This is a genomic window from Paenibacillus sp. PvR133, assembly GCF_017833155.1.
Lineage (GTDB): Bacteria > Bacillota > Bacilli > Paenibacillales > Paenibacillaceae > Paenibacillus > Paenibacillus polymyxa_B.
Map to the genome: position 1 here is coordinate 5,618,122 of NZ_JAFIBS010000001.1, position 12,597 is coordinate 5,630,718.

At 47.1% G+C, this 12,597-nt stretch carries 12 protein-coding genes; all 12 read right to left on the minus strand.

Features of this window, described 5'->3' with window-relative positions:
• Nucleotides 1–4 precede the first annotated feature (4 nt).
• The 12 genes from JOE49_RS24555 to JOE49_RS24610 are packed head-to-tail and all read right to left on the minus strand — an operon-like array spanning nucleotide 5 to nucleotide 12,591.
• Complete coding sequence (locus JOE49_RS24555; RefSeq protein ID WP_245248481.1) at nucleotides 5–2,731, minus strand: hypothetical protein; 2,727 nt, start codon at nucleotides 2,729–2,731, stop codon at nucleotides 5–7.
• Nucleotides 2,732–2,752: 21 nt separating this feature from the next.
• Nucleotides 2,753–3,145: a DUF4280 domain-containing protein gene (locus JOE49_RS24560; RefSeq protein ID WP_023989844.1), complete on the minus strand. Its 393-nt coding sequence runs from the start codon at nucleotides 3,143–3,145 to the stop codon at nucleotides 2,753–2,755.
• A gap of 15 nt (nucleotides 3,146–3,160) precedes the next feature.
• Nucleotides 3,161–3,685, minus strand: a complete 525-nt coding sequence (locus JOE49_RS24565) for a hypothetical protein (RefSeq protein WP_028542476.1) — start codon at nucleotides 3,683–3,685, stop codon at nucleotides 3,161–3,163.
• Entirely contained in the window at nucleotides 3,667–4,314 is a 648-nt protein-coding gene (locus tag JOE49_RS24570; RefSeq protein ID WP_023989846.1) for a hypothetical protein, read from the minus strand. Before JOE49_RS24570 ends, JOE49_RS24565 begins: the two co-directional genes overlap by 19 nt.
• Nucleotides 4,311–5,723 carry a contractile injection system protein, VgrG/Pvc8 family gene (locus tag JOE49_RS24575; RefSeq protein WP_209943310.1) on the minus strand — a complete coding sequence of 471 codons (1,413 nt, stop codon included), beginning with the start codon at nucleotides 5,721–5,723 and terminating at the stop codon, nucleotides 4,311–4,313. The genes JOE49_RS24570 and JOE49_RS24575 overlap by 4 nt, the downstream gene beginning before the upstream one ends.
• The gene (locus JOE49_RS24580; protein ID WP_023989848.1) at nucleotides 5,720–6,319 is read right to left on the minus strand and encodes a hypothetical protein; all 600 of its coding nucleotides are present in this window, start codon (nucleotides 6,317–6,319) and stop codon (nucleotides 5,720–5,722) included. The genes JOE49_RS24575 and JOE49_RS24580 overlap by 4 nt, the downstream gene beginning before the upstream one ends.
• A 25-nt stretch (nucleotides 6,320–6,344) precedes the next feature.
• On the minus strand, nucleotides 6,345–7,121 hold the full coding sequence (locus JOE49_RS24585) for a DNA and RNA helicase (protein ID WP_209943312.1): 777 nt from the start codon (nucleotides 7,119–7,121) through the stop codon (nucleotides 6,345–6,347).
• Nucleotides 7,122–7,139: 18 nt separating this feature from the next.
• Nucleotides 7,140–7,292: a hypothetical protein gene (locus tag JOE49_RS24590; protein ID WP_023989850.1), complete on the minus strand. Its 153-nt coding sequence runs from the start codon at nucleotides 7,290–7,292 to the stop codon at nucleotides 7,140–7,142.
• 60 nt (nucleotides 7,293–7,352) lie between these two features.
• The gene (locus tag JOE49_RS24595; protein ID WP_209943314.1) at nucleotides 7,353–7,865 is read right to left on the minus strand and encodes an RDD family protein; all 513 of its coding nucleotides are present in this window, start codon (nucleotides 7,863–7,865) and stop codon (nucleotides 7,353–7,355) included.
• 37 nt (nucleotides 7,866–7,902) lie between these two features.
• On the minus strand, nucleotides 7,903–10,554 hold the full coding sequence (locus JOE49_RS24600) for an Hsp70 family protein (RefSeq protein WP_209943315.1): 2,652 nt from the start codon (nucleotides 10,552–10,554) through the stop codon (nucleotides 7,903–7,905).
• Between the two features lie 31 nt (nucleotides 10,555–10,585).
• Nucleotides 10,586–11,275 carry a hypothetical protein gene (locus JOE49_RS24605; RefSeq protein ID WP_028542472.1) on the minus strand — a complete coding sequence of 230 codons (690 nt, stop codon included), beginning with the start codon at nucleotides 11,273–11,275 and terminating at the stop codon, nucleotides 10,586–10,588.
• The gene (locus JOE49_RS24610) at nucleotides 11,272–12,591 is read right to left on the minus strand and encodes a hypothetical protein (protein ID WP_023989854.1); all 1,320 of its coding nucleotides are present in this window, start codon (nucleotides 12,589–12,591) and stop codon (nucleotides 11,272–11,274) included. Before JOE49_RS24610 ends, JOE49_RS24605 begins: the two co-directional genes overlap by 4 nt.
• Between the last annotated feature and the right edge of the window lie 6 nt (nucleotides 12,592–12,597).

Consider the following 12,597-nt stretch of genomic DNA (forward strand, 5'->3'; position numbering starts at 1 on the left):
CCCCTTATTTTAATTTTATTTTTTGAAACAAATATTTATATATAGAATTTATTTGACCTGGTATTTTTGGTATTGGATCATCATCTTGCAAACCATATTTTAATCGTTGGTTCCTGGCTTTCTCAACCACATCTAACGTTTGTTCTTTAGTTAATCCTGCCTTTCTCAACGATTTATATAATGCTACGTTATATTCAGCATTTGTAGGGATTAAACCTTTTTTATCCCCTTTTCTATATCTATTAAAAAATTCTTCCATAGTTTTATGTGCCATAAAATGTGGTGAACCAACATCCTTAAATGCGTTGCCCTCTAATTCTATAGTATATCCTTCATCTGACGGGATTACCTGTTTTCCATTTCCATCTTTTTTAAATGCAGCATCTTGATTAAGGTGATGCTTTTGCTTCCCTGATTTATCATATTTCCATTCACCATACTTCTTAACAGTTACTTTTTCTTTACTTCCTACTGGCCCCTCAACCTTTTTCGCCGCGCTCTCTTCCATTTCCTTCATGACCTTGTTGTAATTCTTCTGCACATCCGTCTGTGGAAGTGGCCCGCTGTCCATCTTATTAACGTGCGGAACTGGCGCTCCGTTGGCTGTGGCCAACTTCCCGGGGCTGAGGCCGTCTGCCATTTTACTCAGTTGCTCATTGAACTTCTGACCCAGTTTACTGCCGGTCTGCTCCAATTTGGTTACAGCTTTACCAAAGCCTGACCCGACTGCATCTACACCTTTGCTAATCCATTGCGGTGTAACCTTGCTGCCTACCTTTTCCGCGAATCCGCCGATGGCCTTGCCTACTTTGGAATCCAGTACGCCCACGGTGACAAAGCCCAGTCCTGCGTCTTTTGCTACTGAACCCCAGTTGATCTTTTCACCACTTAGCACCTGACTCGCCAAATTTTCCGCGGCATTTGTTACACCGCCGATCGCTGCTTTCCTCAGTAAGGTTCCCCCTACACCGAGAGGGCCAAAGATTGCTCCAGATACCGCCCCGATTCCCGCTTCTTTTAAGCCGGTCAGGGCATAGTCACTAAAGTCGCTCACTTCCCCTCGGGCGATATCCGATGCCGCCAAACTCGCTACGCCCAAGCCGCCTGCAAGCAGTGCTCCTCCGGCTACCGCCGCAATGACCACCGTACCCGCTCCAAGCGTCGCTACCGTAACGGCCGCCACCACGGCTACGGCTGCCACAACCGCCAAACCGCCCAAAATATTCATCCCCAGCTTGCCCCAGTTAAACGGTTCAGGGGGTGGCGGCGGTGGAGGTGGCTGCCCTTCCTTCGGCTCATCGTCGAACGGCGGGTACGCGGTTCGGTCGCTACCGTCCGCCCATACATTTCCTCCCAACACGTGGTATTCGTTCTCTACCGAAAGCCCCGTGCTTCCTCCCGTCTGGTACGCCATGACCTGACTGGTTCCGTCAATAATGATTTTCTTCGGCGTATTCAGAATAATTTCCTGCTCTGCTTCTAGCGTTAGCTTTTTGGGACTAGTTATTTCAATCCCAGTAGCATCGTCCAGACTCATCTGCAATGTCCCACCCGGATCACCCATGATATGGATGCGACCCGGTGCCATTTTCAGCTCACTTCCATGCTCCGTACCGAAATATCGATCATTGGGATTACTCGTTTTCGCACAACCGTCTCCATTTGTACGAACCGCACCCAAAATCATTGCTCTGGAACCAGACGCATCTGGAAAATACAGGCTTGCCTGTGTTCCCACCTTCGGCATACTGTACATCGCACTTCCCGTTGGGGGAGCGAATGGATACCAATGCGGCTCGGATACCCCATCATCCTTATCAATCGTCAGCTGCAGCTTCACTTCCTCTCCCCGTACCGCGAGGACCTCTCCTTCCAGAGAAATTCCGATTGTTTTGGGATTGGGGATGAAATCACTGCGAATGCCCTCCGCGCGGGCCAACACATAACTGAATAGCAAATGCCCCTTTTCCATGCGGCTTCGCAATTCAGTTACAATCATTGTTTTCTGGCGAAATTGCACCTCGTCTCCAAGAGCATACCGTTCTCCGCTTTCGATCTCGTATTTGAAAAAGTCGGTATCATGTAGCCCGGCTGACGTTCCGCCTGCCCACTGATAGCCCTTTAAATCTTTACTTGCCGTATAAGGCGTATCCTTCCGAATCGTTCGTTGGGTGCCAGCAGGCATGCCGAAATACAGCTTCGGCGCTGCGGACTCCCATATGTCGCTGACCACCACTGTATGTAAACGGCTCGCCATCCGTTTCATAAGCTCCCAATCGGTTTCATCATATTGTAAAATGGCTTCGCCTACCGACTGCTCTCCGGTCTGGAACAAGACATCACTTTGCTCATAGCCTTGAGCAAGCTTATGCACTAACTGTCTATATGTTTGTTTTTCCTCAGGAAAAGACCGCTTTCTTTTGACAATATCCAGCTCAAATGAGCCACTGATTCCTTCCAGTGTAAGTGTATATACTCCATTATGGTTCTCAACTTCCACTGTATGGACGACACCCTTAAACAAGCTGATTTCTTCTTGTCCATTCTGCGCATACACATGTAGCTGATCCTCTGAGGTCGCATCTAGCGCAGCCGTGGCATGACTCGACTCCTTACAAATGCCTGTGAGTGTAATACGCCCATGCTCACTCGGCTTCCACTCGATCTGAACATCCTTTAAGACCTGAATGGGGTAGGGGGAATCTATTCGAATCTGATCATATCCTATCATGTTTTCAAACCTCCCTTCCAGCTACTCCTCCTGCTGGCCATTCGTATGAAATTCGATAAATCCATGATATAAACAAGTCTGAAATGAAGAGGTCGTCAAGGCTGGCTGGCCTTCCACCTTTGTCTGTTCTTTTGTGTTTTTCCACTTATCTGTCAGCATCGGCAGGCATGGCTTTCCAGAAATAGTGGAGCCATCTTCGGCGATCAGATATATAGTCTCGGCACTCGGCTGTTCCGGACTGTTACAAATTCCAAAATGAGGGACATTTTCAGGAGAATAATCTCCTTCATTCATCATGGGTTTACCATTAACAAAAGCCCCGTGGCTGTTCGGCAAATTGATCTTTCGAGGATGGGTCCCGCAAGTGCAACGCATACAGGCCCCCCGTACGACATAATACTCATTGTCTGACATGTGCCCTTTCCCTCCCTATTTCACCTCGACTTGCTCCAAAGCGATCCCGGTGTAATCACGCCGCAATATACTTTCCGCCACGTCTAAACGGACGATGATCATCGGGATAGCACTCTCCTGGATTGTAAATATCTTGTGGCTCCGAATAGCATCTGCTTGTAATACCAGCTTTCGAAACACACTTTGATCCAAATTCCATTCACTTTCCGGATGTACAGCTGTGAGCCGCTCCACAAAAGGAATATAGTAATTCTTCTGTATCCTCTGTTCGATCTGAGTAAGTATCGTTAATTTCATAGGCATCTCCGGCACATAGGCCTGGACAAGACGCTTTAAAGCATCTGAAATAAGAGGAATGGGACCTTCTAGATAATCAATAAAAATACTTTCTGCATCTGCCTTCACGTGAAACATCAATGGCTTGACAATATCCTCCGGCTGCAAATCATACAGCTTCCACGGATCAATCGTTTCCATCACCTTTTGTAGCGTAGGAACATTGGTATACCGCACATCCTGCTTTAAGAGGAAATAATCCATGAAGATTCCCCCTCTCGTGTCTCGGCTCCCTCACTATGCGTAAAACGGCACAATATTTCGCTATCATCTCGATACTCTCCGGCAAATATCGTGCATATGTCAGCTTTCGGCAACCTTTCTAGTGAAGGGGAAGCAACGAAGGCGGGCATCTGACTTTTCAGAAACTCAACGGTGAGCAGATGGTATTTAACCGCTTCAATTTGTTGAATTTGCTCAATATCCATCGTCGTAATCTTACGGGCATAATCGGACTTGAGCTTTTCCAGCTTAGCCATGCGATTGAACAGAGGCTCGAAAACAAAGTTTGCCGACCATTCCACAGCGCATTCAGCCTCATCCAGAAACCAATTCTCATCATAGGCGTCTATACGATAAACCGCTCTATTTTTCATAACACGGGTTCTGAGCAAGGAGATATAAATATATCGAATATCCCCCTTGCGACCTTGCTCGTGCTGAAGGGTAGCGAGCTGGCATAGCGACTCTAAAGCTGCTAAAAGCTCCTCTTCAATGGCTTGCTGCCGTGCCAGAAAGTTGTTTTCAATAAGTGCCAAATCATGTAGCCATTCCGTAAATACGTGCTTTTCCAGCAAATCCTGCAACGCAGCATCCCGATCCATGAGCTTCATTCAATGTTCACCTTACCCCCGGTTAATCTCACATCGTCCATGATGTCGAGTTTGGCTCCGGATTGAATAAAACTTACGCCTTCTTTCCCCTCCATAATAATTTTCGCTCCCCCTGTAATTTGGATATCTTCCTGAGCAGACAGGGTTATTTTTTTGTTACTATTAATTTCAATCCCGCCTTCATCCGTGAGACGCATGAGCATTTGCCCACTGTTGATAATTTCTACTGCACCAGGCTTGAAAACGACTTGTTTGCCGTACTTGGTGCTGATACTTTTGACCGCAGGATCACTCCTTTTAACCGGATCAGAGGAGGCAAGATCGACAGAACTGGCGGCAAAAGCATGCTGCTCCCGTTCATCCGGAAAGTACAGACGAATTTGATCCCCTGCTTCTGGCATAACATACCAGCCGCTGCCATCAGGAGAAGAATAAACCGTAGAATAGGGAAACCACATAGCCCCGGATGCAGTCGAGTCTTGATCAATTTCCAGCTTGATTTTCACTTTTTCTTTGGAAATATCAATCACCTTGCCAAACAGAGAGGCTCCTGACAGATCATAGGCATAGACGGTTGGGCATTTTAACCCATGTGCATCTCGTAAAATGTAACGATTCACGATCAGATTTCCTTCTGTGGTCGTTTCCGCCTTGGCTATGTAAAGAGTTCTTTTATGAAAAATGACGGAACTACCGAGTTCTAGCACTTTGTTGCTGGTCACTTCATAGCTCAAGCTGTTAGACTCGCCATATTCCGGCAGTCCGTTGCGGGACATGAGCTTGTGCTCCTTCAAGTCTTTTTTTATGGAATAGTTATGTTCGTTCAGCGGTTGAGGGGCACTAGAATGGGGGACACCAATCACATATTTCAGTCCTTGTTGCATCGTAATTGGAATTAAAGCAGCATGTAGCCGAGAAGCAATTCTTTTGACAAAAGCCCAGTCCGTTTCATTGTATTGCACTAATAATTCACCGATAGCTGCGCCATGAGAAGCCTCATCAATCACTTCTGCATCAGTATATGAACTTGTAACATGCGAAAACAGTTTGTTATACGACTCTCCTGTTTTTTGGAATGAACGACGTTTAGGGCGAATGTCCATCATTAAGGTTTCACTGCTAGCCTCAATCGTAAGCTCGCGTACTCCGTTTACAGCTTTTACAGCAATATTCGTGACAATTCCCTGAAAATACCGGATCTCCTTGCCTTCACTCTTTAAAAAGACTTCGATGTGCTCATCTTCATCCGCTTTTTCTACGTATTGATCCAGCTTGTCCTCCGAAACAATTCCACGTATGCAGAAGCTCACATGTTCGTTTAACTGTTTAATGAGATGGATACTTAATACACGCTGAAACTGATAAGGGGCCACCTGAACATCTGCTGTGGTGTAAATGGGGTTACTCATTCATATCCCTCCTTTTCTGCCTCGTCAACCGTTTGAATGGTACGAATCATCTGTAGGGCGACATCCCGCCATTCAGCATACTGCTTATACGGACAACAAAATGTTCCCATGACCGTCTTTCCTTCCAGCTCAAAGTAGAACATATTGTGGTAGATCGGCTGGTCCAGCGCAGGACTTTTAAAGTCAAAATAGCCAATCTGCTTACCATGTATCTCTTCTATTTTTTCTTCATAAAATACGTGGGCAGGATTCATATTTTTCATCATGGCCTTCATGCCAGAAGTGAGCTGCTCCACCCATTCATCTTGTAACGTCTGGTCCACCCGATTCAGGGTAACATCCACACTGCCCAAATCATTCGTCAAAATCATTTCTGGACGTTGCTCATGAGGATATTTGATCTTTTGTAAATGCTTGGGCATTGGAGTAAAGATAGAGGGGACATGCATTTTCAGCCGATCCTCAAAAAAAGATCGCTCTTCAAACACATAGGATTGACCGTTAATGATTATGGGTCCTGCTAAAATATTGTTAGACCTCTTCAGCTTCTCCATCTCACGGAGCCGATCCAAAATCTTTTCATCCTCATATTTCATAATGCACACTCCTCTACCTGATTTTCTAATCCACAATCATCCGTCCTGCTCCGCCGCCCTGCCAACGGCCTGCTGTTCGTTTTCCACGTCCGGCGCCTTCTAGAATAAGAACTAGCTGTCTATGCAACTGAGCATGAGAATAATCTCTGTATTCCGCACCATTTCGGTTTGCAATGTAATGCTGGATAGATTCTCTGTCCACGGCTTCCAGGTTCAGGCACATAAGCGCAAACATACAATCCATCGGATCTGTGGCACCACTTTTAAGCAGTTCGGATGCGAAGTAGCGCATCGTTTCCGGGCGCAATGTACTCTGCTTCAAACCCGCAAAAGGAGCATAAATATCGCTCCATGTATTGAATTCGGTAGCCATGTCAGCAAAATCCTGATAATCGGAGCGAAGTACAGCTCCCTCTTTAAGCTTGAATCTCCCCAGCTCTATCTCATCCAGACCGATCTCTGCCTCATCCTCCAGCACGATATCTGCATGATGAGCGGTGAAATCCGGGCGATCTGTTTGTTCCAAAAAGAGCATTTTCAACACCGACAGTCGCCCGGTGGCTGTATACGGTACTTCCTGCTCCTGCTCCAGCAGATACAGTCTGCCCTTATGCTTCACAATGCCTCTGCCTACGGTCAGCGTGTGTTCTCCGACGGTCACATTCATTCCGGTAATGATGCCATCCGAATAATCCTGATACCGGATATCGAGAAAGCTGCGGGGGTAGTCCCGCAGGTTCTCTAGCATCTCGGTTTTAAGAATACGGCCCTTCTCAAACTTCGGAACGATATGCGTTAACATGGTACTCCCCTCCTTTCCCTATTCTTCTTTATTTAGGGGAACAGATAGCCGATTCACACCGGGTGCAGGAGGCGGAACAGGAACTGCATCATCGATGGGTTGAGCTTTACTTACTCCAAGTAGTCCAGTAAATAGGCGAATATTCTTTTCTAAAAATCTGCGTATATCCATCGTGCTCCCCCTGATTGAAAACTGCGGTTTATAATAATCTTAGAATCTATTTATCCACCTTTACATCCCGGCTCCCCGTTGAGCCTGCTCACGAAGGATATAGTCCAGCTCGCGTTTGTCCACAACATAGGTACGGGCAATTAGATCGTGGAGGGCCTGTTTTCTCGCCGTAAAGGCTGCCATGATAAAGCCGACGAACAAAATGATGACCGATATAAGCTTACTCCAGTAGCGGGCACTTGCACGTCCAAAGCTGAGCTTGTGATTAAACTCATCTACCACAACGATGCCGAGAGCCAGCTTGCCCACCGTGGCTTTGCATTTGGATGATTCCATAAGCGCATAATATAGCCATATAGCCCCCCAATTCAGCAAGGTCTGTCCTAATAATCGCATTGTAAAAATAGCAGACGGCCCGTCTGTCAGCATAGAGTTTTCTGCTGGAGAGGGTACCCAATCCCCTAAGGCCCGAATCACAAACCAGATCAATCCAATTATTAAAAATACAAACCATAGAATAAGACTATCGATGATATAAGCTAAGGTGCGTTTCCAAAAACCCGCATACAGCATGCTATTCCCTCCAAATGTGTTTACTTTTCTTATTCAATTATTTCGTGCCGTCAAAGAAATCCAGCTCGGAGAGATCATTTTCGAAGGCAAAAAAGCGTTTGGGACCCAGATGCAACAATTCATCTCGACGGGTAATCGGGACTACATAAAAGCCCCAGCGGCTATCCCCGACAAAAACAAAATATTTCGTTTCCTCATTGCGGATGGAGTCCGTATCATCTTGCGGGATATCCCGCCCATACAACACGTCAATTTCCTCATACGGCATGGGTTCAAAAGCTTCTGGCCGACTACGATACACATGGCGCTGACGCAGCTTGCCACCGTCGGCCGTCAGGAAGAACTCCACCTCAGCCGCATGAGACGGCCGGGAAATAGAACCGCGTACCTGGTTGCTTTCCAAACTCGCAATCAGCTCCTTCTCGCGTCCCGTATGTGTCCATGCGCTGACCGTATACGGAATAGCCGGAATATGATTGGTAATGACAGGCTCAATCGTGCCCATTTTTTTAGCGTTCAGGTAACGGATAGCCCCGCGCAGACAGGCCATTTTCAACTCAGGTACCCGGCTGAGGTCCTCTGCCTTTTGACGAAACTCAATACTGCGCCCTGGTACAAATTCCTTGAGTGCTTCGCGAAATACGTCAATCCGGCAGGACTGCCCGGTTAGCTTGATAATCGAATAATCCTGCAAGCGCCCCTCCAGATAGAAATCATCCAGAAACTTGCGCACAATATTGTAGATGTCTGCCTTAAGAAGTTGCTGTATCTCCCGAATGTTAAACACCACATCAGGCAAACCATATTCATCACGAAACCGTCCGTTCTCGATGACTGAAACCAGCCAACGATCCATCACTGCAATGTTCAGGTCGCTTTCAGCAGATAATACCTGCTCGGATTCGAAGCGGCTGCGCAAGATCCCCGTACGTAGAAAAAATTCCTTTTTCATATTTTCTGCCGCGCTCCACAACAGATGAAAATTACTCAGTACCCGCTGATATTCATCCCGTGTAGCATGCTCATACTGTTTGAACGCGGTAGGCAAGATGGCCTCTGCCTCACGGTAGCGTTCCTCCAGTCCCGCATATACAGCATCTACACCAAACTCATCCACATGACGGTACAAATCTCCCGAAGGAATACCGATCAGGGCATCAATATCGGTGTCAGGCAAACGAGTCTCCGCAGCATAATAACCTGCAAATACAATTTTCATAAACTGCATAATCCGATACGTCAGATTGTTTCCGCCAAAATTGGTATCCCCATTTTCATACGTTGTGTGAATATCCAGCTTGTAAGCAATACGTCCGTCCTCAATTCGGAATCGGCAGGAAGACAAATCTGTCGTGCCTCCACCACAATCAATGACAAGTGCCTGATACTCCTCACCGTCCGCAAAAGTCCCTCGTTCCATCTGGTCTGCCAGCGTGTTGTACAGCACCGCCAGCCCTTCGTCCAACGCATCCTCCGCTTCAATCCGGTAATCAGGCAAAATATCGCTAAACATCTCTATAAATTGGGGCTGCAGCTTGACCGGAGCAGAAAAGTGCAGATTGCGGAACCGACACTTAAATTGCTGCTCGGCTGTAGCAATCACATAACGGATAAAAGCAGCTAAAATTTCGCTGCGGGAAGCAGTTGCTGTATTCCCCTCGGAATCCATTAATTCCTCGATTCGCTTGTAGTCGTTGACCCACCGCTTGATTCCCCGTAATACTGTCGCACGGCTGCCTGCCACGTCAGATCCACGTAATGCATCCTCCCCAAATACATAAAGGATATGTTCCGGATTGGAGCAGTCTGCGACGCGAATAGCAGTCGGCAATACTTCGATCCAGTCGCCTTCTGCCCCTTCTGGGCCGGGGAATGACACATAATTGATGGCGTTCAGCCTTACTGTGCTGCTCATACCTGTATCAGGGGCCGTAACGTAGGAACTATCCAAATAAGCACCTGCTGTGGTGTTAGAGGTGCCAAAATCAATCGCAAGTACCGCATCTGTAGTTTCCGTGCCTCGAATGATCAGCTCTGCCACCGGAACCCGGTGACCTTGAAGCTTCAGCGGCAGCATCGGCTTATCTCCATAGTAGAGGTTATAAAAATATTCTGATTCCTGTCTTCGCAGAAATAGCAGGCTATAACTATGATTGGACGTCTCTCGCAGTTCAGCGTCGCGATGACGAGAAAGATAATATACGCCTGTTCGTCCCTCATCCTTCACCAAATTCAAAACACCGCACAGTTCTCCTGTCGTATTCACCAGCAGCACATTAGATGAGCTCAGCCAGGGCAAATCGGATTCGATCCGGTAGTTGTCCATGCGACCTGTGCGTACACCCTGATACAGCGTGATTTTAGCGGGAACCCGGATACCGCTGCTCTCCTGCCGACGGTCGTTCCAGTTTCGCTGTAGAGCCGATTCCATGCGTTCAAAACCGCCAGGGTTCGGCCTCGTGATGAGTAAATGCTCTTCCGCGCTCCGAAAACGCAAAATCACGCGAATCAATTCTTCACGTGCCAGGCGATTGGCAAAGCCCTCGACCAGTCGTTCTTTATCGCATATTCCGCGTAACTGAAAGGTCGTCATTTGTTCCAATTCCGCCCGCGTGTATTTCGCCGTGAAGCGTATGCTTTTTCGATCGGTGAGCGGGTCTAGCAACCTGTATGTATAGGGTCCGTTCATCGTTCACATGTCCTTTCTTAGCCATTTAGCCTTAATAGAGGGCGATAGCGTCTATTTTCATCGTAGGATCTTCCTCTAAAATGCCGAAATGACTTGTCCAATACAATTCCGTCGTAAAACGTGCCGGAAGAAACAAATCCAGAATCAAATCCACTTTAATCCGTGACAACGGTGTCTCCTCTTGGCCGATATAGATGAGCAGTTCGTCTTTTTCCTCACAATTGGTGTAAATGATTGAGCGATGAAAGACGCGCCGCATCGTTTCTTTTAGCAGATGTACGGCTTCTCCCGTCTCATACAGGCGCAGCAGTCCTTCAGCAATCGCGTCCTGATCCTCACGGTTTAATTGTCCAAAGCCTTCCTTTACCTTCGGGCCAAAAATGCCCTCTGCAATATCACGCCGAACAAACCGGATATGGTACTCCCGCCGATTCATCCCTTGATACAAGTCCATTTCCGCCAGAAAATGCATCATAATATCAAATAGCGATTCTCTCAGCTCCAGATACTCTTCAGCATCCGGTGGAAACAGATCCCGAAAAATAGAATAAAAGCGGTAGTACGGATTTATTTCCACTACCTGCTCCAAATGGGAAGTATTCAACTCTGCCAGACTAAGCTCCATATACGGAGAGTAGCTGACAGCGGGTACGAAGCGGAATTTATCTACATCCAGCCCCTGTTCCCTCGCGCGCATGAGCAAATCCCAGACGTAATTCACACCCATTCTCCTTCACACTTGTACTCCGGAAAATACATCTGCACTTCCGATACCAGAAAGCTCATTAAATCGGATAAAATATAAGCAGGCGCGGTGGGCAAAACATCGTCAGAACCACGCCTGAACCCCAAACGCATGATCTGCTTGCCTTCCTCTGTCCGTACGTTATCGCTGACAAACGGATTTAATGGATACGTCTGGGTTTTGGTTAACAGGTTGCTTACATCATTTCTCCCTGCACCTCCCCAGATGTCCACACGTTCCAGCTCCAGCCCCTGCGCTGCTTCAAACGAGTTTACGATGCGCATGATTTCCGCTTTGGCACGGACAATCACGGCCTGTTTTCCTGCATAGCGGCCCAAAAAGCTGTCCTGTCGCCGATTGGACAATAACGGATAAGTCTGACGACTAAGTCTCGTTGTAACAGGCTTCGTAACCTTCAACACATTCCATTCGCCAGACTTATCACGTGGTGTGACAATCGTCAGTTCCTCTTCTGTACGCTTGATATACCGGATATCACCTTCAGTCCCGTCAATCAAATAACCATGCTCAGGACCTGTTTTTCGCAAAGGCAGCACATGCTCATAATTCACACGATCCATAGCGGGTATAGGAAAACCGCTGTTCTTTAGAGATAGCCTTTCAATGTTCCAAAGAGGAAAAACGTCGCCCTTCTTAAAAACATCGAATTCCTCCAATGAAATTGTAATTTCATGAATTTCTTCATGGGCAGCCGGCTCGCCGTCTCCACCAATCAATACACAGTCCACAAACTTATAAGCGTATGGGTGATTAATTGTTTTCCACGGCATGCCATTTTGCATAAAGGTATGATATAACTGCTCAATCTCCAAAATATAAGAACGGTTATGCTCCAGACGAAAACGAATCGGATAATTGCCGGTTTCCGTGACCAACATTCCTGAGAAAATTCGCTTGCTGCGCACCAGCGCTGAGATTCGTTCGGTCTCCATCTCAAGAAAAAGCGTAAACAGCGGCATCGCACCGCCTTCGCGTACCACCTCTGCCACACGGCTGATGTCCATCTGCTTTTCTTCCGTATCAGACGGTAACACAGGATATAAAAATTCATGAATCGGGTCATAGTCCTCACGCGATGTCAATGACACGTACACATCAATCTTTTCTTCCGTATTCTCAATTTCCTCAAATACCCGCCGTTCTAGCTGGCGGGTCATTTCTTCCTGATATTCGACGAGGTTCATAAATACCCCCGCCATCATATTTTTCAGTAAACGTCTCTGCTCTAAATCGTCCATCTTGCTCAAACGGTCTTGTACCAGCTCTTTCACGACGTC

Bases quoted from the DNA above. Each gene is read 5' to 3' on its own strand.
- JOE49_RS24555 (WP_245248481.1), bottom strand. From the start codon at position 2,731: ATGATAGGATATGATCAGATTCGAATAGATTCCCCCTACCCCATTCAG.
- JOE49_RS24560 (WP_023989844.1), bottom strand. From the start codon at position 3,145: ATGTCAGACAATGAGTATTATGTCGTACGGGGGGCCTGTATGCGTTGC.
- JOE49_RS24565 (WP_028542476.1), bottom strand. From the start codon at position 3,685: ATGGATTATTTCCTCTTAAAGCAGGATGTGCGGTATACCAATGTTCCT.
- JOE49_RS24570 (WP_023989846.1), bottom strand. From the start codon at position 4,314: ATGAAGCTCATGGATCGGGATGCTGCGTTGCAGGATTTGCTGGAAAAG.
- JOE49_RS24575 (WP_209943310.1), bottom strand. From the start codon at position 5,723: ATGAGTAACCCCATTTACACCACAGCAGATGTTCAGGTGGCCCCTTAT.
- JOE49_RS24580 (WP_023989848.1), bottom strand. From the start codon at position 6,319: ATGAAATATGAGGATGAAAAGATTTTGGATCGGCTCCGTGAGATGGAG.
- JOE49_RS24585 (WP_209943312.1), bottom strand. From the start codon at position 7,121: ATGTTAACGCATATCGTTCCGAAGTTTGAGAAGGGCCGTATTCTTAAA.
- JOE49_RS24590 (WP_023989850.1), bottom strand. From the start codon at position 7,292: ATGGATATACGCAGATTTTTAGAAAAGAATATTCGCCTATTTACTGGA.
- JOE49_RS24595 (WP_209943314.1), bottom strand. From the start codon at position 7,865: ATGCTGTATGCGGGTTTTTGGAAACGCACCTTAGCTTATATCATCGAT.
- JOE49_RS24600 (WP_209943315.1), bottom strand. From the start codon at position 10,554: ATGAACGGACCCTATACATACAGGTTGCTAGACCCGCTCACCGATCGA.